This window comes from Nonomuraea sp. NPDC001699, assembly GCF_053596455.1.
In genome coordinates this window covers 70,710-95,462 of the sequence record NZ_JBSFGF010000028.1, presented here as the reverse complement: position 1 = coordinate 95,462, position 24,753 = coordinate 70,710, and the positions used below count along the sequence as shown (strand labels likewise).

Below are 24,753 nucleotides of genomic sequence, written 5' to 3'. Positions count from 1 at the left end.
GCGCCGGCTTTCCCGCCGGGCGTCCCGTCACGAGTGAGGAGACACGACATGCCGTCGACCGAGGAAGCCCGCAACAGGGAGACGTACCGGCGCTTCCACGACGCCGTCAACAGCGGCGACCTGGAGGTGATCGTCAAGGCCGCCGAGGAGTTCATCCACCCGGACGCGCGGTTCCACGTGACGGGCGGCGCCCTGCCCGCCGTGCAGGCCCAGAGACGGGTCTGGGACGTGCTGCTGCGGGCCTTCCCCGACATTCACGTGTCGGTCGAGGACCTGCTCGTCTCGGAGGACAAGATCGTCGTCCGGCAGAGGGTCACGGGGACCCACACCGGCGAGTACCGGGGCAGGCCCGCGACCGGCCGGGCGGTGACGTACGACGAGATCTTCATCGCCCGGTTCGCCGACGGCCTGATCATCGACCTCTGGGGGGTCGTGGACCTCCACGCCCAGCTCCGGCAGCTCGGCTTCGTCGAGGAGTAGGCGCCGGGCCGGGCGCCACGGCGCCCGGCCCGGCGCGGGTCAGCGGCGGGCGTAGTCGCCGATGGCGGGAACCAGCAGGTCGTAGGCCTGCCGAGCGGTACGGCCGAGGGCCGCGAAGATCTGCTCGGACTCCTCGCCGGCCAGGACCCGGCGCTGGCCCTCGTCGAACAGCAGCCGTTCCACCCCGGCGAGGGCGGCGGCCACCACGCGGGGCGTGATGCCGGGATCGCCGGTCTCCTCCGCCAGCAGGGCGGCGAGCCCGGCCTCGGCCTGGTCGTGGAGCTGGCGCAGGCGGGCCCGCAGCACCGGCGTGTCGCGGACCATGCGCTGCCAGTCGGCGCCCGCGTCGGGGATCCCGCTGTCGCGGCGGCGCAGCCGTTCGTCGTAGTCGCGGCGCGCCGCGTCGAGCGCCGACTCGCCGGGGCCGCGCTGCGACACGGCCCTGGCCAGGCCGTTGACCATCTCCTCGTGCCGGTCGAGGATGAGGTCCTCCTTCAGCGGGAAGTGGTTGGTGACGGTCATCTTGGCCACGCCCGCGGCGGCCGCGACGTCGGCGATGGTGACGTCGTCGTAGCCGCGTTCGAGGAACAGGCCGGTCGCGACGTCGGAGATGAGCTGCCGGGTCTGGTGTTTCTGGCGCTCCCGCAAGCCCTTGGATCGTTCGGTCACGAGCTCTGCCCTTCCGCACGCTGATTAGGTTTGACCTAATGATTAGGTCGGACCTAGTGTTTGGAGTCGTCCCAGTCGATCGATCCTAAGGGTGTGCGATGACCGTCACCTCTCCGTCGGGGGCCGCCCGCGACCGGCTCGACCCGCGACTGCTGCGCATGGGGATCGTCCTGATCGCGGCCCCGATCCTGGCCACGATCGACGCCACCGCCGTGGGCATCGCGGCCGACGCCATGGCGGCGCACTTCCGCACGTCGCTGACCGACGTGCAGTGGGTGGCGGCCGGCTACCTGCTCGCGATCGCGGTGGTCATGCCCCTGTCGGGGTGGCTGAGCCGGCGGTACGGGGCCAGGCGCATGTGGATGGCCGCCGTCGCGGTCTTCACGGCCGGTTCGGCCCTGTGCGGGCTGGCCTGGTCGTTGCCGGCCCTCATCGCCTTCCGGCTCGTGCAGGCCGTCGGCGGCGGTCTGATGAACCCCATCGGGCAGACGATCCTGGCCCAGGCGGCCGGGCCGTCCCGGATCGGGCGGGCCATGAGCGTGCTGACGATCCCCGTCATGTTCGCCCCGGTGCTCGGCCCGATCGTGGGCGGGCTGGTCGTCCAGCAGCTCGACTGGCGCTGGATCTTCTACCTCAACCTGCCCATCTGCCTGGTCGTCCTGCCGGTGGCCACCCGCGTCCTGACCGGGGACGAGACCGCTCCGGGCACGTCCCGGCTCGACCTGCTCGGCCTGGTGCTGCTCTCCCCCGGCCTGGCGGCGGTGGTCTACGGGCTGACCATGGCCGGCGGCCGCGAGGGGGCGGGCGCGCCGGCCGTCCTGGCCACCGTGGGCGCCGGGCTGGCGCTGGTCGCCGGCTACCTCGTGCACGCGCTGCGCACCCGCCGCGAGCCGCTGATCGACGTGCGCCTGTTCGCCCGGGGCCGCTTCGCCGCCGCCTGCGTGGCGTTGTTCCTGCTCGGGGCCTCGCTCTACAGCTCCATGATCCTGCTGCCGCTGTTCTTCCAGCACGACCGGCAGGCGAGCACCCTCTGGACCGGCCTGCTGCTCACCCCGCAGGCGCTCGGGGCCGCCGTGGGCTCGTTCGCCGCCGGACGGCTGGCCGACCGGCACGGCCCGCGCGCCGTCGTAACCGCCGGGCTCGTGCTCTCGCTCGCCGGGCTGCTCGTCTTCACCCAGGCGCCCGCCCGTCCGGGCACCTGGCTGCTGGCCGCCTGCCTGGTCCTTTACGGCCTGGGCATCGGCGGCGTCTCGGCGCCCACCATGGCGGCGGCGTACGGGGCCGTGGACAAGCACCAGACGCCGGGCGCCGCGGGCGCGCTGAACGTCGTCAACCGGCTCGGCGGCTCGCTGGGCACCGCCATCCTCACGACCGTCCTGGACAGCCGGCTGCGCCAGGGCGCCGACCCGGCGCACGCCTACGGCACCGCCTTCTGGTGGGCCCTCGGGTTGTGCCTGATCACGCTGGTCCCGGTGGCGCTCTTCCGGTCGGCGCGACGACCGCGGACCTCGCCCGCGTGACTCGGCCGCCCGCCTCGTCGACACCGTCGGGGCCGGGTCACACGGGGTGGCCGCCGTGGTGCTCGGCCAGGCGGGTGAGCAGGTCGATCAACTGGCGGCGGTCGGCGGGGGGCAGCGGGGCGAGGAACTCGTCCTGGGCGCGGGCCAGCAGGCGGTCGAGCTCGTCCAGCCGTTCGCGGCCCTCCGCCGTGATGGTGACGACGTTGCGTCGGCGGTCCTCGGGGTCGGGCGCGCGTTCGACGAGGTCGCGTCCGGCCAGGTCGTTGACGGTCGCCACCACGTCGCTGCGGTCGATGCCGGTACGCCGGCCGAGGTCGGCCTGGCTGGCCGGGCCGTACTCCTCCAGAGCGGCCAGCAGCGCGTAGTGGTAGCGCCGGAGATGGGCCTGGGCGAACGCCTGGTCCACGATCCGGTTGGCGGTCAGCGCCGCATGGTTGGTCAGCCTGCTCGGCAGCGCGCGCAGCCGCTCCGGCGGCCTCGTCTCCGGGGTGTTCACAGAGGCAATCTAACAAGTCGTTGGCACAACCCACGATTGTCTGTATTGTTGGCCGCGCCAACGTTGGCACGACCAACTATCAAGGGAGACGGAACCGACATGCCGAACACCCCGACCGACGACCGGACGACCCCCGTCACGACCGTGTCCGCCCCCGGCGGCGCGGACGCGCACGACCTGACGGGCCTGGACGCGCGGATCCGGGGCCGCACACTCCACCCGGGCGACGACGGCTTCGAGGACGCCTGCTCGGGCTGGCTGCTGACGGTCGAGCACCGGCCCGCGGTCGTCGTGCTCGCCGCCGACGCCGACGACGTGGCCACCGCCGTCCGGTACGCGGCCCGGACCGGACGGCCGGTCGCGGTGCAGTCCACCGGGCACGGCAAGTCGGTGCCGGCCGACGGAGCCGTGTTCATCGCCACCGGCGGGCTGCGCGAGCTGTCGGTGGACCCGGACGCCGCCACCGCGCGGATCGGCGCGGGGCTGCGCTGGAGCGAGGTGATCACCGCGGCGGCCGGGCACGGGCTCGCGCCGCTGTGCGGATCGTCCGGCGAGGTCGGCGTGATGGGCTTCCTGACCGGCGGCGGCCTCCCGCTGGCCGCCCGCACGTACGGCTTCGCCGCCGACCGCGTCCGCTCGCTCGACGTCGTCACCGCCGACGGCCTGCTGCGGACCGTCTCGCCCGACCGGGAGCCCGACCTGTTCTGGGCGGTGCGGGGCGGCAAGAGCAACTTCGGCGTCGTCGTCGCGGCCGAGATCGAGCTGCTGCCGCTGCGCACCGTCCACGGCGGCGAGCTGTACTACCCGGGCGAGGACCCCGTGCACACCGCCCGCCTGCTCCGCTCCTACTTTGCCTGGGCCAGGGAGCAGCCGGAGGAGATGTCGTCCTCCGTGACGCTCGTGCGCTTCCCCGACGTGCCGCAGTTGCCGGAGGCGTTCCGGGGCCGCTCGATGGTGCAGGTGCGGACGCTCTGCGTCGGGGGCGAGGAGCTGGGCGCCCGCCTGGTGGCGCCGTTGCGCGCGCTCGGCCCGGAGAAGGACACCTGCGCGGCCATGCCGTACCCGAGCGTCACCGGGATCTACCAGGACCCCCGGCACCCGGTCTCGGCTCACCTGCGCAGCGCGTTGCTGCGCGACCTGGACGACGACGCCGCGGCGGAGCTGGCCTCGTTCATCGACCCCGCGCGGGCGGACGGCCCGTCCCCCGGCATCCAGCTCCGTCACCTGGGCGGGGCACTCGATCGTCCGCCGGGCCGTCCGCACCCGGTCGGCACCCGGGGCGCGGCCTATCTGCTGTGGATGCGGCTGCCGGCCCCGCCCGGACAGGCCGGGGCCGCGCGCGAGGCCGCCGACGAGGTGCTGGACCGGCTGCGGCCCTGGGACACCGGCGCCATGCTGCCGGGGTTCCTGTTCGACCACGACTCGGCCCCGGAGCGGGTCAGGCGGGCCTACTCCGAGGAGGACCACCGGCGGCTGGCCGCGCTCAAGGCCCGGTACGACCCGGCCCAGCTCTTCCGCGTCAACCACAACATCCCGCCGGCCACGTCCGGACGCGAGGCCGGCCGGACGGCCCCGGGGCGGCCTCGCGGACGCCCGGCCCGGTCACACGGGCCGGAAGTACCACAACTGCTGGCCGGCGTATTCGTCGCAGGTCCACTGCTGGATGTTGGCGCCGTTGTGGGTCCAGCCGTGGTCGACGTCGAGGCACTTGCCGCTCTTCTGGTTCTCCAGGAAGTAGAAGGTGTTCCACCACGCGTCGGTGTAGGCGTACTTCCAGCGCCACAACTGCTGCGGGACGTCGACGCACTGCCACTGCTTCACGTTGGCGCCGTCGAAGGTGTAGCCGTTGTCGACGTCGAGGCACTTGCCGCTGTGCTGGGCGCGCAGGAAGAACCACTCGCTCCCGGGCGCCGCCCGCTGGTACTGCCAGTGCTGCTGCGGGACGTCGACGCACTCCCACTGCTTCACGTTGGCGCCGTCGAAGGTGTAGCCGTTGTCGACGTCCACGCATTTCTCCGGCGCGGGGAAGCGCCGGCGGATCTCGAACAGGTAGGACCAGGGCTCGGCGAGCGTCCGCTCGCGTGCCGCCACGGCTCCGGAGGCCGGCGCCGCCGCCGACCACACGGGCACGGCGACCGACACGACCATGATCACCGCCAGCAGCGCCCTGCGGCCGATCCGCCGATGATGTACGCCCTCACGCATCGCCTGCTCCCTTCCGTCGTGCGTTCCGTCCCTTGAAGGCTGCGCCCTGGGCGGCGGGAGGGCATGAGTACCGCCCTACTCAGACGGGACGGGTTGCGGAATCCCGCAACGGGCTGGCCCGCGAGGGGTGCGAGCGTCCATGATCGGTTCATGCTCAGCACCAGTGAAAGCACGCCCGCGAGCGCCTACCTGACCCGCCGGCCACTGCTCGCCGGGGCCAACCCGTACGTCACCCTGTACGACGGCGACACCCCCACCGGGTACGCCTCCCTGTGGCAGGTGGACTGGTCCACGCACGGCGCCGGGGCCGTCCTGGTGGTGTGGACGCCCGCCGGGCTGCGCGTCGTCGGCGACGACCTCCGGCTGGGGACGTGGATCGAGGAGCACTTCGTCCGGCACTTCGACGAGGCCACGGCGCTGCCGTCCTGGCCCGTCGCGCGGGTGGAACGGGCGGACGTGGAGCTGCGCGTCGACCCCGCCACGGGCGCGCACGCCACGGCGGCCGGGCTGGCGGTCGCCATCACCGGGCCGCTGGACGCCAGGCCGTTCGCGATGGCCGACTTCCCGCTGCTGGGCGTCAGCCACGGGCTGTCGATGCAGATCATCCCCTGCGAGCACGCCTCGATCACCGTCGACGGCGTGCCCGTGCCGGGCGCTCCGGCCGTCACGCGGCCCGGCGGGCGGCCCGTCTCCTCGGCCGTCACCACGATCCACGAGGCGTGGAGCATGTGAGAATGAGCCCGTGCTCGTTCCGGCCGGACCTCAGGTGCGGCGCGTCCCCGCCGGTCAGGTGGCCGCGCGGGAGCGCGAGCTGCCGGCGCGGGCCCGCGCCCGTCCCCCCGCCCGACGGCGCCCGGATCCGCCTGTCCCCCGATCCGAGCCACGCCGCGTGGGCCAAGCACGCGCCGGTGGAGGCGTTCGGAGAGCTGATCGCGGGCCGGGGCCCCAACCACGCGCCGGGCGACGACGCGGCGGCGGCGGCGGTCGCCCTGGTCGAAGCCGCCTACGAGTCAGCCCGGACGGGACGACCCGTCACCGTCCCTCCGCGCCCCCGCTTCCGGTAGACCGGCGGGCCAGCAGGGCGAAGCGGTGGGCGTACGCCGTCAGGGGGCGGCCGTCTGCCATCCGCTCGTGCAGGGCGCGCAGGCGGTGGCCGTACCGGACGGCGTCGAAGCCGGGGACCTGCCAGGGCACCATCCGCAGGAACAGCACGAGCGCCCCGACGTCGTGGAACACCGTCCGCACCCGCGCCTGCGCGCTCCACGTCACGGTGAGCCCCGCCTCGGCCAGACCGGCGGCGGCACGGGCGAGGCCCCACCCGCGGTACGCGAGCGGCGGCGCGTCCAGGGCCCGGTTGAGGTCTTCGAGGTCGCGGCCGCCCACCTGCTGGGTGACGAAGACCCCGTCCTCGGCCAGTACGCGGCGGACCTCGCGCGGGTCGTACGACTCGTGCCGGTTCGCCACCACGTCGAACGCCCGGCCGGGGAACGGCAGCACGTCGTCCTCCCGGACCACGGCCACCTCGACGCCCAGCGGCTCCAGACGGCGGCGGGCGACCGGCAGGTTGGGCGGGTGGCCCTCCGTGGCCGCGGTGCGCGGCGGCAGCGGCCCGAGCCCGGACAGGAACTCGCCGCCGCCGGTCCCCAGGTCCAGCAGCGAGCCCGCGCCGGGCAGCCGTTCCCGCAGCAGCCGCTCGTAGCTCCAGGGCAGCGGCTCCTCGACGACCCGGCCGCGCAGGGAGGCGAAGTCCCAGCCCTCGATCGCCGCCGACGACGCCTCCGCCACCAGCTCGTCATACCCCATGACCATGATCGTCCCCGACGCCGACGGCGCCCGTCACGTGGTTTTCCCGACGGAGGGCCTGGCCGATGCGGGACTTTCGGCCCTGACCGGGGCGGCGTCCCGCCGGGAAGGGTGGAGGCCAGGGCGGCCTGAGGAGCAGGACGCGCAGGTGTGCGCTCCGGCTGTCGTCCTCGGCAAGCAACCCTCCTGTAAGGACGTGACCATGTGCAATTACTGCGGCTGCCGGGAGTTTCCGCTGATCGGCCGCCTGTCCCAGGAGCATTGGGACATCCAGGAGTGCGCTGGGGCGCTGCGCCGCGCCATCGGGGAGCTGCGTCACGGCCAGGCCGTGTCACTGCTGGAGGAGCTGATGGCCGGGCTCGTCCCGCACACCGACGCCGAGGAGAGCGGGCTGTTCGCCGAGCTGCGCGCCGAAGGGTCGCTGGCCGAGGAGGTGGAGCGGCTGTGCGCCGAGCACGCCGACATCCACGGCATCCTCGGCGCGGTCGACCCGGCCGCGCCCGACTGGCCCGCCGTGCTGGACGCCCTCGACCGTCTCCACTGGCACATCGACCACGAGGAGCACGGCCTGTTCCCGGCGGCCGTCATCATGCTGCCGATGGCCGCCTGGGACCGCATCACGCCCGGCCCGTCGCCCGCGACGACCGGCTGACCGGCGCGCGCCTCCGGAGCGGGTCAGTCCCGCTGCCGGCCGTGCCGCCGTCAGGGACCAAAGTCCCTTTCCGTACGTCCGATCGGCCATGATCAGGTGGCGGGCAGCGCGGCGGCCAGCAGGACCACGCCGATCGACCCCGCCAGCGCGCTGACAGCCATCGCGCGGGCCAGGCGGGGGCGGGCGTGGGCCGCGGCCCAGCCGTGCAGCGCGGCGGCGGCCATGACGGCGCAGAAGAGCAGCAGTTTGGCGGCCAGGACGCGGCCGTAGCCGGGTTCGGTGAGCGAGGCCCAGGTGACGCCCTTGTGCCAGGCGATGGCCAGGCCGGTGGCGAGCTGGAGGGGCAGGAACAGGGCGGCGGTGAGCAGGCCGAAACGGCGTCCGACGGCGTCGAGCATCCGGGCGCGGCGCTCCTCGTCGAGCAGGCGGCGGGCCAGGGGCAGCAGCACGAGGGAGACCGCGAGCTGGCCGCCGACCCACAGCGCGGCCCCGAGCACGTGCAGGAAACGCACCACCGACCACCAGGTCATCGCGCGCCCACCCGCTCTCCGGCGGCCTGGCGGCGGGGGATGCCGGTCGCGCCGAGGTGGAGGCGGGCGTAGAAGTCCTCCAGGGCGGCCAGGGTGCTGTTGATCGTGCTGGCGGCGTAGCGGCCGTCCAGCTCGCCGTGGTAGGCGTGCGCGGTGCGGACGGCCTCGGTCGTGTCGGCCAGCGGCTCGCCCGCCAGCAGGCCGCGGGCCGAGGCGGCGGCGACCCACGTCAGGTAGCGGCCGACCCGGCGCAGGTAGCTGGCCCGGCTGGAGGCGGCCAGCGGCGAGCCGGCCAGCGCGGCGGCGTACGCGGCCAGCATCGTGTCGTAGGGCGCGGCCAGCCCGCCGGCCCTTCTCCTCTCAAACATGGGCGGCCGGTTCCTTCTGGCAGGGGAAGCTGCCCGGCTCGTAGGCGCACCACGGCTCCTCGCCGAGCACGTCGCCGGAGCAGGCGTAGGCGCGTGAGCGGGAGCCGCCGCAGATCGTGCGGAACTCGCACGCCCCGCACCGCCCGCCCAGCCGGTCGGGGTCGCGCAGCGCGGTGAACGGCGGCGGGGGCGCGCCGAAGTCCGCCACCTGGCGCACGAGCCGGTACGCCTCCTCCGTGCCCAGCTCCGCCGGGTTCCGGTCGGGCACGGCCTCGGCGCGGCAGTGCAGGCAGGCCGGCGCGCAGGCGCGGGTGGCCTCCCAGATCACGATGAACGGGCTCGCGGCGACGTCGCGCCGGACCCGGCGCAGCGGCCCGCGGCCGGGTGGGGCGGTCATGCGGGTGCTCCTCGCAGGAGGTGGTCCACGACGTCGGCGGCCGAGTGGTCGTCGGGCAGGCCGTCCAGGAAGCCGAGGTCCTGGCCCAGGGTGAGCAGGGCGGGCTCGTGGTAGCCGTCGGCGCGGCGCTGGCCCAGGCCGATGGCGGCGGTCAGCCCGTTGCACAGGCACTGGCGGCCCTCGGCCTCCTCGGCGGGCCGGCCCTTGCGGACGTAGGCGTCCACGGGTTCGGCGGGGCAGCGGTAGCCGATCGCGCCGCCGGGCCTGGCGTACGGGGTGCGCAGGTAGCCCAGGTCGCACAGCCGCGGACGCCGGTCGTGCACCTCGGGCTCCGACAGGGTGCCGGGCAGGCTCGCGACCTTGAACGGGAAGCCGGTGGGCGAGGCACGCGGGTCGTTGCGGACCTCCAGCGCGCCCCGGCGTGCCCGGCTGAGCATGCGCCGCCGCAGGCCGTCGTCCAGGCCCGATTCCCGGCACAGGGCGAACGCCGTCCCGACCTGGATGCCGGTGGCCCCGGTGGCCCGCGCTCCGGCCGCGCCGCCGGGGACGGCGTACCCGCCGGCCAGCCAGAACGGCAGCCCGAGCGCGGCGACCTTGGCGGTGTCGGCCTCGTCGCGCGGCCCGTAGACGGGTTCGCCGCGCTCGTCCAGCAGCAGCCGGCCGCGCGGCGGCGCGCTGTGCCCGCCGGCCACCGGCGACTCCAGGACGAACCCGTCGGGCCTGGTCACGGGCGAGCGGGCCAGGTAGAGGGCCAGCACGTGGGAGGAGACGATCGCCAGCAGTTTGGGGCGCCGCAGCGGCTCGGCGGGCGCGGGCCACAGCGCGGCCGGGTCGAGTCCGGTCGTGTGGCGGGCCTCTCCCGCCTCGGCGACCGTGACGGTGATCTCGGCCGGGCGGTGCGCGGCGAAGGCGTCGAGCAGCGCGGGGATCTCCGCCGGGATGCCGGCGCCCATCAGCACGTAGTCGACGCCGGCCAGCATCGCGCCGTACGCGGCGGCGGGCGTGGCGAGCTGGATCTTCTCCAGGTAGTTGACGCCGACCGGCCCGTCGTGGCCCTGCTTGGCCAGGAAGACCTCGGCGAAGTTGGCGACCACGGCCAGCTCGTCGCGGGCCCTGCTGGGCCGCAGCCCGAGCCGGGGCACCGGCCGGTACGGAGTGCCGGGCGCGATCCCGCCGGGCACGAAGTAGCGTCCGAGCACCCGTTCGGCGATCCCGGGGATGGGGAAGCAGGCCAGCGCCCGGCGCAGGTGGCCGCCGGGGTCGCCGCGCTGCAAATGGCGGGCCAGGGTGACGTCCAGGGCGGTGCCCGACACCACGCCGAGCTGCCCGGTACGGGCCACCGCGCGCGCCAGCCGCCATCCGGACACCCCGACGCCCATGCCGCCCTGGATCAGGACGGGGAGCGCGGCCTCGGTCACGGCCTCGGTCACGGCCTCAGACACGTCGCGCCCGCAGCGTCCCGGCCCAGGTGAGCACGTCGGCGTTGATCTCCCTGGCCACCTCGCGGGTCGCCAGGATGTGCACGACGTCGTCCTCGGGCAGCGTCTCGACCATGAGGGACAGGCCGTCGCAGTCGCCGACGTGCGGCAGGATCTCCCGGACCAGGGCGATGCCCCAGGCGGCCTGGTTCTCGTCGAGCTCGCCCAGGCCGTCGATCGCGGCCAGGTCGGCCAGCTCGGTCAGCTCGCGGATGTTGCGGATCGTGTCGTCGTGATCGCTGAGCAGTTTGTCCACGTAGTGCGCGCCGAAGACGGATCTCAGGCCGGGATACATGGCTTCTTCCTCGTAGCGGAAGTGCGGCCCGACGGCCGCCGACAGGGCCTCCACCAGCTCCCCGACCCGCGCCGCCGCGCCGGTCCGGAAGGCGTCGATCAGCGCGAGCAGCAGGTCCCTGACCTCGCGGTGCTCGGCGTGGAAGGTCTCGGTGAAGTGATGGCCGATGGACAGCACACAGTCCTCCAGCTGTGTCGTTCCGGACGTCGCCGGTCGCATGGTCCGCCTCCCCCTCACTCGTCGCCGGCGAGGGTGGCGCCGGTGGCCAGCAGGGCGGCGCCGGTGACGGTCAGCAGCCCGCCCAGGCCGATGACCAGGTTGCCGAGCTGCCAGGCCTGGTAGGCGTTGAGCAGGGAGGCGCGCAACATCTGGCCGGTGAAGGCGGTCTGCCGCAGGCTCTCCAGCTCGGCGTCCTCGTCGCCCGCCGCGAACAGCTCGGCGCTGACCTGCGCGTACGTCCGGCCGCCGGTGGCGGTCAGCACGTTGCGGCCGATCACCTGGGCGTAGGCCCTGGCCTGCGGGCCGGTCAGCACGTCGCGGCCCTGGTGGGCGGCGAGCTCGGCGGGCAGTCCCTTGCCGGGGAAGCTGATGGCCTGGCGGCGCAGCTCGTCCCGGATCTCGCCGCGTGCCTGGAGGCCCCGGGCGGCCATGACGGGCCCGGCGGCCACCATCGCGGCGCCGGCGGCGCCCAGCAGCGCCCTCGCCGCGCCTCGGACAGCGCTCATGTCAATGCTCCTCACGTGGATCGAGGGTGGATCGAGGGTGGATCGCGGGTTGATCGCCGGGGGCGTCAGCCGGCGGCCAGCCACAGGTCGGGGCCGAAGACCTCGTAGCGCACGTCGCGCGCCGCCACGCCCGCCCTCAGCAGCGCGGCGCGCGCCTCGCGCATGAACGGCAGCGGCCCGCACAGGTAGGCCACCGCGCCCTGCGGGATCGGGACGTCGCCGAGGTCCATCAGGCCGTCGCGGTCGGCGACCTGGGCGCCGTGCTCGTACCAGAAGACGTGCTCGGGGGCCAGGCGGGCCATGTCCTCGCGCAGCGCGTGCCGGTCGGGCGAGCGGTCGGCGTGCAGGGTCAGGACGCGGCGGCGCGAGCCGGTGGCGGCCAGGTGGTCGAGCATGGCCACCATGGGGGTGCAGCCGATGCCTGCGCTCACCAGGACCAGGGGCGCCTCGGAGTCGTCCAGCGTCACGTCGCCGAAGGGCGCCGACAGGGTGAGCTCGTCGCCCTGGCGCACGGTGGCGTGCAGCAGGGTGGACACCTCGCCCGCGGGGTCGTCGTCCACGCGCTTGACGGTGATCCTGCGCAGGCCGTCGCCGGCGTTGGACAGCGTGTACTGGCGGAGCTGGCGCACGCCGTCGGGCATCTCGACCTGGACGCTGACGTACTGGCCGGGGCGGGCGGGCGGCGGCGGCTCCTCGCCGATCGGGCTGAGCAGGAAGGAGGCGACGTCGGGCGTCTCCTCGCGGCGACCGGCCACCCGCCAGCGCCGCCACGTGCGGCCTTCGACGGCGCCGGCCTCGGCGTAGATGCGGGCCTCCATCGCGATCAGGGCGCCGACCATCAGCCAGTAGACCTCGTCCCAGGCGGCGGCGACCTGCGGGGTGACGGCCTCGCCCAGCACCTCGGCGATCGCGCCGAACAGGTACTTGTGGACGATCACGTACTGGTCGTCGGTGACGCCGACCGCGGTGTGCTTGTGCGCGATGCGCGCGAGCAGGTGGTCGGGGCGCTGGCCGGGGTGGTCCAGGAGCATGGTGGCGAAGGCGGCGACGGAGGCCGCCAGCGCCTTGCGCTGCTCGCCGCTGGCCTGGTTGCCGCGGTTGAACAGGCCGTCCAGCAGTTCGGGCCGGTCGGCGAACATCGTCGCGTAGAACCGCTCGGTGATGGCGTCGAGCGAGGCGCCGACGACGGGCAGCGTGGCGCGGACGACGGCGGCGGATTCCGGGGACAACATGTGACCTCCACAGTCCCAGGGGGAACGTACCCGCGATCGCGGGCCGGATCTCAGGCTAGGAGCGCGGCCGGGCCGTTCACCGGGGCGAACGTCCGCAGTTGAAGGGCCGAAGGTCCCGGACGGGACATCCGGGCGCGTGCGGCCGAGGGCCGGCCTGCGGTGGAAGATGGGACTTTCGTCCCTGCCGGGGGCGGGGGCCGGACCGGGATCCTGGAGACCATGCGGCTCGACTCGTCCGGACTTCAGGTGCTCTCCGAGGAGGAGTGCTTCCTGCTGCCGTCCTCGGTGCCCATCGGGCGGATCGTGTTCACCGAGCGCGCCCTGCCCGCCGTCCAGCCGGTGAACTTCTGTCTCGACGGGCGGTCCATCGTGATCCGTACCGCGACCGGGTCGAAACTGGCGGCGGCGACCCGGCGGGCCGTGGTGGCCTTCGAGGCCGACGACTTCGACGCCGCCCGCGCGGCCGCCCGCTGAGGCGGTCCGCGCCGCCCCCGATCCAGGGCGGCGCGGTCCGGGGGCGGCGCGGTGGTCAGCCTTCGTGCGCCGTGGTGACCAGGCCGTGGTCGCCGTCGTCACGGCGGTAGAGCAGGCAGCCCGCTCCGGTTCCGGCGTCGGCGTAGAAGACGAACGGGAAGCCGGTCAGCTCCAGCCGGTCGAGGGCCTGCCCGGTGGTGAGGCGGGGGGCGGGCAGCGGGCTGACCGAGATCGCCGCGCAGGTCGGCGTCGGCAGGCCGGGCCCGGGGTCGAGCTGGGCGAGCCGGTAGCCGTCCTCGGTGCGGTAGATCACGCTGTCCTGGCCGGTCGCGGTCTCGGTGAACAGCAGGAAGTCGTAGTCGAGGTCCTCCATGTCCACCGCCGCCTCGTCGGGCACGGCGCGGGCGGCCGTGAAAGTGCGCACGATCCGGCGTTCCCCGGCGGGCGGGGCGGGGTGAGGCGGCCGGGGGTGGCGTCCGCGCCGGTTCTCCCAGTCCCTGCTGGTCTCCAGCAGCCGCGTCCGCAGCCGGTCGCCCAGCAGGTGGATGGCCGCGCGGGTGGAGTCGGCGCCGGCCCGGGCCCTGACGAGCCGGCCCTGGACGTCCACCACGGCCTCGGCGGTACGCCGCTCACCCGCGACCTCCGTTGTGGCGGCGAGCTTGACCGTCGCCCCGAGCACCGGCTCGTGGGCGAGCCGGGTCAGGTCGGCCACGGTGTGCCGGGCACGCCGCACGTCGGCCGCGCGCACGCCGCCGCCGCGGATCCTGACCTGAACGTCGTCGGCGTCAAGGGCGATGGGCCTGTGCCTCATTCGTGAACACCTTCTTCGCATCCGGTGGTGATGCACCCAGCCTCCGGCCTGCGCGGATGCGGCTGCCAGAGCCGTAGGTCCCATCGCGCGGGGACCTACGGCCCGCCACGGGCCGGGGCGGGCGTCAGGAGCGGCGGTAGCCGGGGTGCACGCCGGGGGTCAGGCCCTGGTCGGCGGCGATCAGCTCCAGCAGGGCGAGCAGCTGCCCGCGCTGGTCGGGGCTGAGGGCGGAGGTCACGTCGGCCTCGTGCGCCATCGCGGTCCTCTTGATGTCCTCCATGACCCGCGCGCCCTGCTCGGTCAGGTGCAGCTCGTGGTTGCGACGGTCGCCGGCCGACCGGCGCCGCTCCACCAGGCCCGCCCGGTCCAGCGGGTCGAGCAGCGCGGTGACCCGGCTCGGCACGACGCCGAGATCGGCGGCGAGCGACTGCTGGCTGCGGCCGGGCTGGAAGGCGATCATCCGCAGCAGCCCGACGTCGGACGGCGACAGGCCGAGCTCGGCGACCCGTGCGGCGAAGCGGCCGGCGGCGTGCGCGCCGAGCTGCGCGAGCAGGAAGGCGACGCCCATCGGGCGGTTGCGGGACGCGGACACAGCGCATACTGTACTCCGCACAGAACCTTTCACAAGAGTGAACCTTTCTCTAGAGAGAAGCAATATGCGATGGCTACCGAGATGACCACCGATCGGACCGACTGGCCCAGGCATCCAGGACTGGAGGGCAAGGTCGCCCTCGTCACCGGCGGTTCGCGCGGCATCGGCGCGGCCACGTGCCACGCGCTGGCCGCCAACGGCGTCAAGGTCGCGGTCACCGGCCGCGACACCGAGGCGGTGGCCCACGTCGTCGCCTCGATCACCGGCGAGGGCGGCCAGGCGCTGGCCGCGCCCGGCGACGTGACCGACACCGCCGTCCTGGCCCGCATCCGCGCCGAGGTCGAGGCCGCGCTGGGGCCGGTGGAGATCCTCGCGCCGTTCGCCGGAGGGCAGGGCGCGCCCGCGCCGACCGCCGGGCTCGACCCGGGCCGCTGGCGCGCCGTCCTGGAGTCCGACCTGACCTCGGTGTTCCTCACCGTCCACGAGTTCCTGCCGGGCATGCTGGAGCGGCGCGCCGGGTCGATCATCCTGATGTCGTCCACCGCGGGCCGCCGGCCCGGGGGCGCCAACGCCGCCTACGCGGCGGCCAAGGCGGGCGTCGTCATGTTCGCCCGGCATCTGGCCGCCGAGGTGGGCGGCGACGGCGTCCGGGTCAACTGCCTGGCGCCCTCGGCCGTGCTCAACGACAAGCTCGCCGCCCTGCCCGCCGAGCGGCTCGCCCAGCTCGCCGCGACGTTCCCGCTCGGCCGCGTCGGCCACCCCGCCGACGTCGCCCAGGCCGTCCTCTACCTCGCCTCGCCCGCCGCCGCCTGGGTGACCGGTGCGACCCTCGACCTCACCGGCGGACGGGTCTCCGGATGAACGCCGCGCTCCTCCCGTCCCTCGCACCCACCGTCCAGACGGAGGCCATGTCATGATCGACCCGATGACCGAGCGGCTCGTCCGGTTCCAGCGGCCCGGCGCCCTGCCCTACCTGATCGGCGCGGACGAGGCCCGCGTCGCCGCCCTGTTCGGCCTGGACGCCGACGCCTACCGCTCCCTGCTGGACGGCTTCGACCGCCAGGCCCGGCAGGCCGCCGCGACGCTGCTGGCCCGGCCCGGCCTCGCCGACGCCGTCGACCGGCTGCCCCTGCACGCCGAGGGCGCCGACGGCCCCCGGGACGCCTTCCACGTCGTCGCCATCGGCGAGAGCACCACCGCCGACCGCCTGTCCTGGTTCGAGATCCTGGGCCGGCTCGTCGCGCTGTGCCGCCCCGGCGACGCCGTCCGCTTCACCAATCTGGCGATCACCGGCAGCACCACCACCCAGGCGCTCACCCAGCTCCCCGCCCTCGGCTTCCAGCGGCCCGACCTGGTGCTGTGCATGATCGGCGCCAACGACGCCCAGCACCTGGCCCCCGGCGCGCCGACCCTGGTCAGCGCCGCCGAGACCGAACGCAACCTGGCCATGCTGCACGACCTGGCCCAGGAGCGGGGGCCCGTCCGCTGGGTCTGGCTCACCCCCAGCCCCGTCGACGAGCCGCGCGCCGCCGCCTACCCGCACTTCCGGCGGGCCGGCATCAGCTGGGCCGCCAAGGATCTCGACGTCACCTCCGACCACCTGCTGGGCCGTCCCGAGCTCACCGTGGACACCAGGCTCGCCGTCTCCGAGGACCACCACTTCCTCGACGACGGCGTGCACCTGAGCATCGAGGGCCAGCGCGAGATCACCGCGGCGGTCGTACGGGCGCTGGCCGGTGCGGCATGAAGCTCATGGTCCTCGGCGCGACCGGCGGCACCGGACGCCAGGTGGTCGAGCAGGCGGTCGCCGCCGGGCACGACGTCACCGTCCTGGCCCGTGACCCCGCCCGCGTCCCTTCGGCCGATCGGGTGCGGGTGATCGGCGGCGACGTGCTCGCCCCCGGCCCCTGGCGGGCGGCCGTCGCCGGGAACGAGGCCGTGCTGTCGTGCCTGGGCAGCACCGACCGCGGCAATCCCACCACCGTCTACTCCCAGGGCACCGCCAACGTCGTCGCCGCCATGCGCGAGGGCGGGGTGCGCCGTCTGCTGTGCCTGTCGTCGGCGGGCCTGGAGATCCCGCCGGGCACGCCGCTGGGCCGCCGCCTGGTCACCCGCTTCGTCATCCAGCGCCTCTACCGGCACGGCTACGCCGACATGGAACGCATGGAGGCCGCCGTCACCGCCGCCCACGACATCGACTGGACGATCGTGCGCCCGCCGATGCTCACCGACGGCCCCCTGACCGGCCGCTACCGAACCGCCCTGAACGGCCCCTTGGCCAAGGCGAGCTCGATCTCCCGCGCCGACCTGGCCCACTACCTGCTCACCCACGTCACCGACGAACACCACCGCCACGCCGTCGTGGAGATCGCCGGCGGCCCCTGACCCACCCTTCCCACGCCGCAGAACGACACGCCGAGGTCCCGGCGGGCCGGGAGCAACGATCACCAGGCCGCAACGGGATTCGGGGGCCGCCCGGCGGACGGCCTCCCGTCGTACGGAGGCTCAGCGCAGCCGGTCGGCGAGGAAGCGCAGGGCGTCGTCGAGCTCGAAGTCCGGTACGTCGCCGTGCCCGCCGGGGTTGGCGTGCAGCGTCTTCTCGGCCGAGGACAGCGCGTCGAACAGGGCCAGGGCCTCGGCCCGGGGCACCCGTTCGTCGTCCCACTGGAGGAGGAACCGCACCGGGACGGTGATCCCGGCGGCGGCCTCGGCCGAGGCAAGCGAGGTGCCGCTCAGGCCCAGCACCGCCGCGCCGATCCGCGGCTCGGCGGCCACCAGCGGCATCCCCAGGGCGCAGCCCAGCGACAAGCCCCAGTAACCCACCGGCCCCTGGTCGCCGAGCGCGTCCAGGACCGAGCGCCACTCCGGGACGGTCTGGGCGGCCAGCGACGTGTGGAGCTCGGCCAGCAGCGGGGTGGGGTCGCCCCCGCCGGCCATCCGGTCCCGCATCGCGGTGATGACGCGCTCGTGCTCGGCGCTCCTGGGCCTGTCGCCGTGGGCCGGCGCGTCGATGGCCGCCGCCGCGAAGCCGCGTTCGGCCGCCAGCCGGTGGGCGCGTCCGACGACGCCCGGGGCCTGCTTGTGCTGCCCGCCACCGTGCCCGATCAGGACCAGGCCGCGGGGTTCGGCGTGCCGCGGGGTCCACAGCACGCCGGGGATCTCGCCGAGGGTGAAGGATCGTGCGGTGACGCCGTCGGACGACGTCTGAGAGGTGAAACGCATGCGCGTCGAAAGCCTTTCGGGGGGCCTCGTGCGGGCGCTCCCTAGGCGATGCGCGCGAGGGAGCCCCGACCTGTCACAACGTTGATCGGTCTCACCTCCTCGGGTCGATGCGCCAGAAAACGTACCACACCAGCAGATCGCGGTCAGCCGTGCAGCAGATCGAGGATGTGCGGCCAGGCGTCGGCGCCGAGCCGGGCGTCGGCGGCCGGGTCGCCGCCGTAGAGGAAGTCGGGTGACTCGGGAGCGGGCCCCTCCCCCGGCAGGCGCGGACGGTGACCGGCCTCGGCCCGGCTGACCAGCCGGACCGTACGACCGGCGGCACGACGGCGGGCGGCCAGCCGCCCGGCGAACGGCACGGACGGCCACATGGCGTCATCGCCGCCCGCCACCAGCAGCACGTCGGCCGCCGCCTCCTCGATCGGGATCGCCGCGGCCGGCAGCAGGCCGGCGAACGTGCGCTCGCTGAGCTCGTACAGGGCGCGCAGGGCCAGCGGGCCGTGCTCCGGCTCGACCTCGGCCCAGTCGTCGTCGTACGGGACGAACGGCAGCGGGCTCCCCCGCCACGTCCAGGACGACCGGTAGGGACGCTTCTCCCCGTCGGACCCCGGCCCGACGTTCCCCCACACGACCGAGGTCGGCGACAGCGCCACCACCCCGCCGACCCGCCGGTCCCGGACGGCGGTCAGCAGCGCGGCCTCGGCCCCCTTCGACATGCCCAGCACGCAGATCCGCCGGACCCCGGTGGATTCCAGCAGATCGACGGCCGACACGAACGTCTCCAGCGGGATCTCGCAGATGCCGGGCGACTGCCCCGGGCCCCCGAACCACCGGATCGACAGCGCGGTCATCCCCTCCCCGGCGAGGAGGCGGGCCCGGTCACGCTCGATCCGCCCGCTCGACCCCGCCAGCACGAGGACGCCCGTACGGCCGGCCGAACCCGGAGTGACCAGGACCCCTTCCCAAGGGGAGCTCAGTTCGCGCTCGTCCATCTGCACTCCTCGACACTACTGAGAACAGCCCCCGCACTGGAACGGCGAACCGCCATCAATGGGACACTAAGGCCGCAACGTGCCACGACGGAGGGAGAACGCCATGTCGTTCCAGGCGTATCTGGACAACATCGAAGAGAAGACCGGGCTGACGCCCCGCCAGTTCATCGCGCTGGCCCAGGAACGTGGCTTCGACGCCCCCTCCACCAAGGCCGGGACGATCATCGACTGGCTCAAGCAGGACTACGACCTCGGCCGCGGCCACGCCATGGCCCTCGTCCACGTGATCAAGAAGGGCCCGAAGATCGACGCCAAGCACGTCGGCACCGACGGCTCCCACCGCGACGAGTCCGACACCCTCTGGCTGGACGGCAAGGCCACCCGCCCCGAGACCACCTAACCCCGGGCGGCTTTGGACCGCGTCAGCCACAGGCCGGTGAACACCGCGCAGACCACTGTGACGACGCCGGCCACGACGAAGGCGCCGCCGAGCCCGGCCTCGAACGACGCGCCGCCGGACTCCCGCGTGCGGACGACCGCGCCCAGCACCGCCACGCCGAGCACCGCGCCGATCTGCCGGGTGGTGCTGCTGACGCCCGAGGCCAGGCCGCCCTCCTGCGGGCCGACCGCCTGGATGGCGGCCCCGGTCAGCGGGGACATGGTCAGGGCGAACCCGACGCCGGCGACGGCCAGCCGCCACCACACGTTGCCGTAGCCGGTGTCGGCGTGCACGAAGCCCAGCGCCACCAGCCCGAGCCCGGCCAGCGCCAGGCCGGTGGTGACCACGATCCGGAAGCCGTACCTGGCGGCGAGCCGGCCCGCGTACGGGCTGACGACCACCATGGCCAGGGTCGCGGGCAGGGTCTGCACGCCGGCGCGCAGGATCGAACTGCCCTGGACGTGGACGAAGAACTGGGAGAAGAAGAAGGACGAGCCCATGAGCGCGAACCCCACCACGGCCATCGCCGTGTTGGAGACCGTGAACAGCCGCTGACGGAACAGCCGCAGCGGCAACATCGGCGCCGGACCGCGTCCTTCGACGACGACGAACGCGGCCAGCAGCACCACCGCGACGGCGAAGCCGCCCAGGATCACCGGCGAGGTCCAGCCGCGGGAGCCGCCCTCGATGAGCGCGAAGGTCAGCGCCCCCACACCGAGGACGGACAGGACCGTGCCCGGGACGTCGATCCCCGGCGCGGCCGGGTTGCGCGACTCGTCCAGCACCCGCAGCCCGGCGACCAGCAGCACCGCGCCGACGGGCACGTTGACGAGGAAGATCGACGGCCAGCCGAAGGCGTCCACCAGGACGCCGCCGGCCAGCGGTCCGGCGGCCAGGCCGATGCCGCTGAACCCGGCCCACATGCCGATCGCCCGCACCCGTTCCTGCGGGACCGGGTACGCGGCGCCGATCAGGGCCAGCGAGGCGGGGCTCAGCGCCGCGGCCCCGACGCCCTGCAGCACCCGTCCGGCGATCAGCCAGCCGAGCGAGGGCGCGACGGAGCACACCACGGACGCGGCGGTGAACACCACGACGCCGGTCAGGAACAGCCGCCTGCGGCCGAACCGGTCGGCGAACACGCCGCCGGACAGCAGCAGCATGGCCACCAGCAGCACGTAGGCGTCGACGATCCACTGCAACCCGCTGAGCTGGGTGTGCAGGCGAATCTGCATGTCGGGCAGCGCCGCCCCGACGATCGTGCTGTCGAGCAGCACCATGAACTGGCCCAGACAGGCCACCGCGAGCAACACGGTCCGGTTCGGTGGGACGCCCGCGGCGCCGGGCGTCATCGTGCTTTCGGGTGCGGTCACCGCAGTGCTCCCTCTCGTCAGGCCGTCGTGAAGCGACGCTGATCGCACACCATAGTTCGATATTTCGGAAAAGTCGAAGTATTGGTAGTATGGAGGCATGCGACCGCTTCCCGAACCGGCCCGCGAGTCCCTGACCCTCGCGCCGCTGCTCCACGCGCTCGGCGACCCGGTCCGCCTGGAGCTCGTGCGCCGCGCCTGGGCCACCTCCGAGTCCACCTGCTCCGCGCTCGCCGACGGCATGGGCGTGCCGGTGTCGACGTTGTCCAACCACTTCCGGATCATGCGGGAGGCCGGGCTGATCAGCATGACCGTCGACGGCCGTCACCGGCGGGTCCGGGCACGCGCCCGCGACCTGAGCGACCGCTTCCCCGGCCTGCTCGACCCGATCCTGCGGTTCGCCTCCGCCGTCGAGGACGCGCAGGCCCGGCGGGGGTGAACCCCCGCCGGGCCTGCGCACCACGTGGAGCCGTCAGAAGTCGGCGTCGAAGCTGACCGAGCCGGTCACCCCCACCTGGTACGCCGACACCCGCCGCTCGAAGAAGTTCGACAGCTCCTGCACGTCCTGCAGCTCCATGAACGCGAACGGGTTCTTCGACCCGTACAGCGGCTCGATGCCGAGCTGGGCCAGCCGCCGGTCGGCCACGTGCTCCAGGTAGGACCGCATGTCAGCGGTCGACATGCCCGGCACGCCCTGCCCGAGCAGGTCCTCGGCGAACTGGGCCTCGCACTCCACCGCCTCGGCCAGCATCTCCCTGACCTGACGGGCCATCTCCTCGTCGAAGAGGTCCGGCTCCTCCTGCCGTACGACGTCGACCACGTCGAAGGCGAAGGCCATGTGCATGGACTCGTCGCGGAACACCCAGTTGGTGCCCGAGGCCAGCCCGTTCAGCAGGCCGCGCGAGCGCAGGAAGTAGACGTAGGCGAAGGCGCCGTAGAAGAACAGGCCCTCGATGCAGGCGGCGAAGCAGATCAGGTTGAGCAGGAACGCCCGCCGGTCGTCGCGGGTCTCCAGCCGCTGGAGGCTGCCGATGGAGTCGATCCAGCGGAAGCAGAACTCGGCCTTGCGCCGGATGGACGGGATGTTCTCCACCGCCGCGAACGCCGCGAACCGCTCCTCCTCGTCCGGCACGTAGGTGTCCAGCAGGTTCAGGTAGAACTGGACGTGCACCGCCTCCTCGAACAGCTGCCTGCTCAGGTAGAGGCGCGCCTCGGGCGCGTTGACGTGCTGGTAGAGGTTGAGCACCAGGTTGTTGGCCACGATCGTGTCGCCGGTGGCGAAGAAGGCGACCAGCCGGCTGACCAGGTGGCGCTCGGCCGCCGACAACCTGGCCAGGTCCTTCAGGTCGGAGTGCAGGTCCACCTCCTCGACGGTCCAGGTGTTCTTGATCGCGTCGCGGTAGCGGTCGAAGAAGAGGGGGTAGCGCATGGGCCGCAGGGTCAGGCTCATGCCCGGGTCGAGCAACATCACGTTCTCCTCGGGGGTCACTGGCAGGCTTCGCACGACTCGGGGTTCTCCAGGGAGCACACCAGGGCCTCCTCGGACTTGTTCATGAGGGGCGCGGGGGGCGCGGGGGGCGCGAGGGGCACGGTGGCCTGCTGGATCCGGGTGGCCGGGCGCGAGCGCAGGTAGTAGGTGGTCTTCAGGCCGGACTTCCAGGCGTACAGGTACATCGAGGAGAGCTTGTCGATCGTCGGGGCGCTCATGAACAGGTTGAGCGACTGGCTCTGGTCGATGTACGGCGAGCGCGCGGCGGCCATGTCGATCAGCGCGCGCTGGGGCAGCTCCCAGGCGGTGCGGAACAGCCGGCGCACGTCCTCCGGCAGCTCGGCGATGCCCTGCACCGACCCCTCGGCCTGCTTGATGGCGGCCCGGACGCGCTCGTTCCACAGCCCGCGCGACTTGAGCTCGGCCACCAGCGCGTTGTTGATCTGGAGGAACTCGCCGCTCAGCGTCTCGCGCTTGAACAGGTTGGACACCTGCGGCTCGACGCACTCGTAGCAGCCGACGATCGAGGCGATGGTGGCGGTCGGCGCGATCGCGATCAGCAGCGAGTTGCGCAGGCCGTGGGCGGCGATCCGCGCGCGCACCGCGTCCCAGCGCTCGGCCTGGGTGCCGCTCTCCCCCCACAGGTCGTGCTGGAGCCTGCCGCGTGCCGCCCACGTCTGGTCGTAGGCCGGGTGGGCGCCGAAGCGCTCGGCCAGGCCGGCGGAGGTCTCCAGCGCCGACAGGTAGATCTCCTCGGCGAGCCGGGTGGACAGCTCCTTGGCCTCGGCCGAGTCGAACGGCAGCCGCAGGGCGAAGAAGACGTCCTGAAGGCCCATCACGCCCAGGCCGACCGGACGCCAGCGCGGGTTGCTGGCCGCGGCCTGCTCGCTCGGGTAGTAGTTGATGTCGATCACGCGGTCGAGGAACGTGACCGCCGTGCGGACGGTGGCGCGCAGCCGCTCCCAGTCGATGCCGTCGCCGGTCAGGTGGGCGGCGAGGTTGACCGAGCCCAGGTTGCAGACCGCGGTCTCGGCGTCGCTGGACACCTCGATGATCTCGGTGCACAGGTTGGACAGGTGCACCACGTTGCCGGGCTCGGCGGCCTGGTTGCACAGGCGGTTGGCGGCGTCCTTGAAGGTCATCCAGCCGTTGCCGGTCTGGGCGAGGGTGCGCATCATCTTGGCGTACAGGTCGCGGGCCTTGATCTGCCGGACGTACCGCCCGGCGCGCTCGGCGGCGCGGTAGGCGTCCTCGAACGCCTCCCCCCACAGGTCGGGCAGCTCCGGGACCTCGTCGGGGTCGAACAACGACCACGGCTCGTCGGCCTCGACGCGGCGCATGAACTCGTCGGGGATCCAGTTGGCCAGGTTGAGGTTGTGGGTGCGGCGGGCGTCCTCGCCAGTGTTGTCGCGCAGCTCCAGGAACTCCTCGACGTCCGGATGCCAGGGCTCCAGGTAGACGCAGGCCGCGCCCTTGCGGCGGCCGCCCTGGTTGACGGCGGCCACGGACGCGTCGAGCGTGCGCAGCCACGGGACGATGCCGTTGGAGTGCCCGTTCGTGCCGCGGATCAGCGCGCCGCGCGAGCGCACCCGCGACCAGGAGATGCCGATCCCGCCGGCGAACTTCGACAGCTGCGCCACCTGGGCGTAGCGGTCGTAGATGGAGCCGATCTCGTCCCGGGGCGAGTCGACCAGGTAGCAGGAGGACATCTGGGTGTGCCGGGTTCCGGAGTTGAACAGCGTCGGCGAGCTGGGCAGGTAGGCCAGCGACGACATGAGCCGGTAGAACCCGACGGCCTCGGCGGGCGTCTCGGCCAGCCCGCAGGCCACGCGCAGCAGCCAGTACTGCGGCGTCTCCACCACCAGCCGGGTGGACGGGTGGCGCAGCAGGTAGCGGTCGTAGACCGTGCGCAGCCCGAAGTACTCGAACCGCAGGTCGGCGGTGACGTCGATGGCGTCGTCGAGCTTGCGGGCGTTGGCGTTGACGAACTCGGCGGTCTCGTCGCCGACGAGCCCCTCGGCGTGGCCCAGCCGGATCGCCTGGCTGAAGGAGGCCACGCCCTGCCCGCGGACCTCCTTGTCGATGTAGCCCGACAGCAGCCGCGCGGCCAGGCGCGAGTACTGCGGCTCCTCGCCGATCATCTCGGCGGCCGTCTGGATGGACAGCCGGTCCAGCTCGGCGGTGGTGGCCCCGTCGTAGAGCCCGCTGATCGTCTTGGTGGCCACCCGCATCGGGTCGATGTCCGTCAGATCGGTCGCCCAGTGCTCCACCGCGCGTACGATCTTGTTGACGTCGACCGGCTCGGCGGTGCCGTTGCGCTTGCGCACCTGCATCTGGACGCGCCGCGGCGCGGGCCTCCCGTCGTCCGCCCCCGCCGCCTCGGCCAGGTCCGTCATCGGGTCCCCTGTGACCGTCACTTCGCTCTCCCCTCGTGAACTCGGTCAGGTGCCGAGAACACGCGCAGGAGGCAGACGGCGAGGCGCCACAGCCCTCTCGCCGGTACCGTCCGCCGTCCCGCGC

General features: G+C 73.7%; 29 protein-coding genes and 1 pseudogene. 12 read left to right on the top strand and 18 right to left on the bottom strand.

Translation table 11 applies throughout. From position 1 onward, the window contains the following. Nucleotides 1-48 precede the first annotated feature (48 nt). On the top strand, nucleotides 49-480 hold the full coding sequence (locus ACWCSU_RS45495; protein WP_449942600.1) for an ester cyclase: 432 nt from the start codon (nucleotides 49-51) through the stop codon (nucleotides 478-480). 39 nt (nucleotides 481-519) lie between these two features. On the opposite strand, the gene ACWCSU_RS45490 is transcribed toward ACWCSU_RS45495, so the two are convergent. Further along, entirely contained in the window at nucleotides 520-1,149 is a 630-nt protein-coding gene (locus ACWCSU_RS45490) for a TetR/AcrR family transcriptional regulator (protein ID WP_364102871.1), read from the bottom strand. 98 nt (nucleotides 1,150-1,247) lie between these two features. Here ACWCSU_RS45490 and ACWCSU_RS45485 point away from each other — a divergent pair, with 98 nt between their 5' ends. Further along, complete coding sequence (locus ACWCSU_RS45485; RefSeq protein WP_449942599.1) at nucleotides 1,248-2,669, top strand: MDR family MFS transporter; 1,422 nt, start codon at nucleotides 1,248-1,250, stop codon at nucleotides 2,667-2,669. A 37-nt stretch (nucleotides 2,670-2,706) separates the two neighbouring features. On the opposite strand, the gene ACWCSU_RS45480 is transcribed toward ACWCSU_RS45485, so the two are convergent. Next, the gene (locus ACWCSU_RS45480; RefSeq protein ID WP_364102877.1) at nucleotides 2,707-3,165 is read right to left on the bottom strand and encodes a MarR family winged helix-turn-helix transcriptional regulator; all 459 of its coding nucleotides are present in this window, start codon (nucleotides 3,163-3,165) and stop codon (nucleotides 2,707-2,709) included. Between ACWCSU_RS45480 and ACWCSU_RS45475 the strand changes: the two are divergent. Next, nucleotides 3,049-4,689: pseudogene (locus ACWCSU_RS45475) on the top strand (FAD-binding oxidoreductase); the annotation flags it as partial. The gene ACWCSU_RS45480 and the pseudogene ACWCSU_RS45475 sit on opposite strands and share 117 nt — an antisense overlap. A 78-nt stretch (nucleotides 4,690-4,767) precedes the next feature. Here the strand turns inward: ACWCSU_RS45475 and ACWCSU_RS45470 are convergent. Further along, nucleotides 4,768-5,313, bottom strand: a complete 546-nt coding sequence (locus tag ACWCSU_RS45470; RefSeq protein WP_449942613.1) for an RICIN domain-containing protein — start codon at nucleotides 5,311-5,313, stop codon at nucleotides 4,768-4,770. A gap of 207 nt (nucleotides 5,314-5,520) precedes the next feature. Here ACWCSU_RS45470 and ACWCSU_RS45465 point away from each other — a divergent pair, with 207 nt between their 5' ends. Both ACWCSU_RS45465 and ACWCSU_RS45460 read left to right on the top strand, forming a co-directional pair. Then, entirely contained in the window at nucleotides 5,521-6,102 is a 582-nt protein-coding gene (locus tag ACWCSU_RS45465; protein WP_357709880.1) for a hypothetical protein, read from the top strand. 2 nt (nucleotides 6,103-6,104) lie between these two features. Next, complete coding sequence (locus tag ACWCSU_RS45460; protein WP_449942598.1) at nucleotides 6,105-6,434, top strand: hypothetical protein; 330 nt, start codon at nucleotides 6,105-6,107, stop codon at nucleotides 6,432-6,434. On the opposite strand, the gene ACWCSU_RS45455 is transcribed toward ACWCSU_RS45460, so the two are convergent. After that, nucleotides 6,403-7,173 carry a class I SAM-dependent methyltransferase gene (locus ACWCSU_RS45455; RefSeq protein WP_449942597.1) on the bottom strand — a complete coding sequence of 257 codons (771 nt, stop codon included), beginning with the start codon at nucleotides 7,171-7,173 and terminating at the stop codon, nucleotides 6,403-6,405. The two genes, ACWCSU_RS45460 and ACWCSU_RS45455, sit on opposite strands and share 32 nt — an antisense overlap. 202 nt (nucleotides 7,174-7,375) lie before the next feature. Here ACWCSU_RS45455 and ACWCSU_RS45450 point away from each other — a divergent pair, with 202 nt between their 5' ends. Continuing rightward, the gene (locus tag ACWCSU_RS45450; RefSeq protein ID WP_449942596.1) at nucleotides 7,376-7,825 is read left to right on the top strand and encodes a hemerythrin domain-containing protein; all 450 of its coding nucleotides are present in this window, start codon (nucleotides 7,376-7,378) and stop codon (nucleotides 7,823-7,825) included. Between the two features lie 92 nt (nucleotides 7,826-7,917). On the opposite strand, the gene ACWCSU_RS45445 is transcribed toward ACWCSU_RS45450, so the two are convergent. The 7 genes from ACWCSU_RS45445 to ACWCSU_RS45415 all read right to left on the bottom strand — a co-directional run bounded on the left by ACWCSU_RS45445 (nucleotide 7,918) and on the right by ACWCSU_RS45415 (nucleotide 12,850). Further along, nucleotides 7,918-8,355 carry a hypothetical protein gene (locus ACWCSU_RS45445; RefSeq protein ID WP_364102901.1) on the bottom strand — a complete coding sequence of 146 codons (438 nt, stop codon included), beginning with the start codon at nucleotides 8,353-8,355 and terminating at the stop codon, nucleotides 7,918-7,920. After that, entirely contained in the window at nucleotides 8,352-8,723 is a 372-nt protein-coding gene (locus tag ACWCSU_RS45440; RefSeq protein WP_357709889.1) for a hypothetical protein, read from the bottom strand. The genes ACWCSU_RS45445 and ACWCSU_RS45440 overlap by 4 nt, the downstream gene beginning before the upstream one ends. After that, nucleotides 8,716-9,120, bottom strand: a complete 405-nt coding sequence (locus ACWCSU_RS45435; protein WP_449942595.1) for a hypothetical protein — start codon at nucleotides 9,118-9,120, stop codon at nucleotides 8,716-8,718. Before ACWCSU_RS45435 ends, ACWCSU_RS45440 begins: the two co-directional genes overlap by 8 nt. Then, a complete protein-coding gene (locus ACWCSU_RS45430) occupies nucleotides 9,117-10,562 on the bottom strand; it encodes a beta/alpha barrel domain-containing protein (protein WP_357709893.1) in 1,446 nt (481 codons plus the stop codon). The genes ACWCSU_RS45435 and ACWCSU_RS45430 overlap by 4 nt, the downstream gene beginning before the upstream one ends. After that, the gene (locus ACWCSU_RS45425) at nucleotides 10,555-11,112 is read right to left on the bottom strand and encodes a hemerythrin domain-containing protein (RefSeq protein WP_449942594.1); all 558 of its coding nucleotides are present in this window, start codon (nucleotides 11,110-11,112) and stop codon (nucleotides 10,555-10,557) included. Before ACWCSU_RS45425 ends, ACWCSU_RS45430 begins: the two co-directional genes overlap by 8 nt. A gap of 14 nt (nucleotides 11,113-11,126) precedes the next feature. Continuing rightward, nucleotides 11,127-11,618 (bottom strand): hypothetical protein, encoded by a 492-nt coding sequence (locus ACWCSU_RS45420; protein ID WP_449942593.1) that lies wholly within the window; start codon nucleotides 11,616-11,618, stop codon nucleotides 11,127-11,129. A 65-nt stretch (nucleotides 11,619-11,683) separates the two neighbouring features. Further along, a complete protein-coding gene (locus tag ACWCSU_RS45415) occupies nucleotides 11,684-12,850 on the bottom strand; it encodes a globin domain-containing protein (RefSeq protein WP_449942592.1) in 1,167 nt (388 codons plus the stop codon). Nucleotides 12,851-13,069: 219 nt separating this feature from the next. Here ACWCSU_RS45415 and ACWCSU_RS45410 point away from each other — a divergent pair, with 219 nt between their 5' ends. Next, entirely contained in the window at nucleotides 13,070-13,324 is a 255-nt protein-coding gene (locus ACWCSU_RS45410) for a pyridoxamine 5'-phosphate oxidase family protein (protein WP_449942591.1), read from the top strand. Between the two features lie 55 nt (nucleotides 13,325-13,379). Here the strand turns inward: ACWCSU_RS45410 and ACWCSU_RS45405 are convergent, their stop codons facing one another. Next, nucleotides 13,380-14,135, bottom strand: a complete 756-nt coding sequence (locus tag ACWCSU_RS45405) for a sigma 54 modulation/S30EA ribosomal C-terminal domain-containing protein (RefSeq protein ID WP_364102925.1) — start codon at nucleotides 14,133-14,135, stop codon at nucleotides 13,380-13,382. 124 nt (nucleotides 14,136-14,259) lie between these two features. Further along, complete coding sequence (locus tag ACWCSU_RS45400; protein ID WP_364102928.1) at nucleotides 14,260-14,727, bottom strand: MarR family winged helix-turn-helix transcriptional regulator; 468 nt, start codon at nucleotides 14,725-14,727, stop codon at nucleotides 14,260-14,262. Nucleotides 14,728-14,796: 69 nt separating this feature from the next. Between ACWCSU_RS45400 and ACWCSU_RS45395 the strand changes: the two genes are divergently transcribed. Genes ACWCSU_RS45395 through ACWCSU_RS45385 form a run of 3 tightly spaced genes read left to right on the top strand, consistent with a single transcriptional unit; the run spans nucleotide 14,797 to nucleotide 17,112 of the window. Next, on the top strand, nucleotides 14,797-15,588 hold the full coding sequence (locus tag ACWCSU_RS45395) for an SDR family NAD(P)-dependent oxidoreductase (RefSeq protein WP_449942590.1): 792 nt from the start codon (nucleotides 14,797-14,799) through the stop codon (nucleotides 15,586-15,588). Nucleotides 15,589-15,640: 52 nt separating this feature from the next. Then, on the top strand, nucleotides 15,641-16,474 hold the full coding sequence (locus ACWCSU_RS45390; protein ID WP_449942589.1) for an SGNH/GDSL hydrolase family protein: 834 nt from the start codon (nucleotides 15,641-15,643) through the stop codon (nucleotides 16,472-16,474). Further along, complete coding sequence (locus tag ACWCSU_RS45385) at nucleotides 16,471-17,112, top strand: NAD(P)-dependent oxidoreductase (protein ID WP_357709914.1); 642 nt, start codon at nucleotides 16,471-16,473, stop codon at nucleotides 17,110-17,112. The genes ACWCSU_RS45390 and ACWCSU_RS45385 overlap by 4 nt, the downstream gene beginning before the upstream one ends. A 120-nt stretch (nucleotides 17,113-17,232) precedes the next feature. Here ACWCSU_RS45385 and ACWCSU_RS45380 read toward each other — a convergent pair whose 3' ends face one another. Beyond that, complete coding sequence (locus tag ACWCSU_RS45380) at nucleotides 17,233-17,949, bottom strand: alpha/beta hydrolase (RefSeq protein WP_449942588.1); 717 nt, start codon at nucleotides 17,947-17,949, stop codon at nucleotides 17,233-17,235. 143 nt (nucleotides 17,950-18,092) lie between these two features. Next, nucleotides 18,093-18,938 (bottom strand): alpha/beta hydrolase, encoded by an 846-nt coding sequence (locus ACWCSU_RS45375; RefSeq protein WP_397044899.1) that lies wholly within the window; start codon nucleotides 18,936-18,938, stop codon nucleotides 18,093-18,095. Between the two features lie 103 nt (nucleotides 18,939-19,041). Here ACWCSU_RS45375 and ACWCSU_RS45370 point away from each other — a divergent pair, with 103 nt between their 5' ends. Next, on the top strand, nucleotides 19,042-19,338 hold the full coding sequence (locus tag ACWCSU_RS45370) for a DUF4287 domain-containing protein (RefSeq protein WP_449942587.1): 297 nt from the start codon (nucleotides 19,042-19,044) through the stop codon (nucleotides 19,336-19,338). On the opposite strand, the gene ACWCSU_RS45365 is transcribed toward ACWCSU_RS45370, so the two are convergent. Beyond that, a complete protein-coding gene (locus tag ACWCSU_RS45365; RefSeq protein WP_449942586.1) occupies nucleotides 19,335-20,747 on the bottom strand; it encodes an MFS transporter in 1,413 nt (470 codons plus the stop codon). The two genes, ACWCSU_RS45370 and ACWCSU_RS45365, sit on opposite strands and share 4 nt — an antisense overlap. Before the next feature lie 97 nt (nucleotides 20,748-20,844). Between ACWCSU_RS45365 and ACWCSU_RS45360 the strand changes: the two genes are divergently transcribed. Beyond that, the gene (locus ACWCSU_RS45360) at nucleotides 20,845-21,183 is read left to right on the top strand and encodes an ArsR/SmtB family transcription factor (RefSeq protein WP_449942585.1); all 339 of its coding nucleotides are present in this window, start codon (nucleotides 20,845-20,847) and stop codon (nucleotides 21,181-21,183) included. A 33-nt stretch (nucleotides 21,184-21,216) separates the two neighbouring features. Here ACWCSU_RS45360 and ACWCSU_RS45355 read toward each other — a convergent pair whose 3' ends face one another. After that, nucleotides 21,217-22,248, bottom strand: a complete 1,032-nt coding sequence (locus ACWCSU_RS45355; RefSeq protein ID WP_357708426.1) for a ribonucleotide-diphosphate reductase subunit beta — start codon at nucleotides 22,246-22,248, stop codon at nucleotides 21,217-21,219. Then, nucleotides 22,230-24,650 (bottom strand): ribonucleoside-diphosphate reductase subunit alpha, encoded by a 2,421-nt coding sequence (locus ACWCSU_RS45350; protein ID WP_449942584.1) that lies wholly within the window; start codon nucleotides 24,648-24,650, stop codon nucleotides 22,230-22,232. Before ACWCSU_RS45350 ends, ACWCSU_RS45355 begins: the two co-directional genes overlap by 19 nt. Nucleotides 24,651-24,753 lie beyond the last annotated feature (103 nt).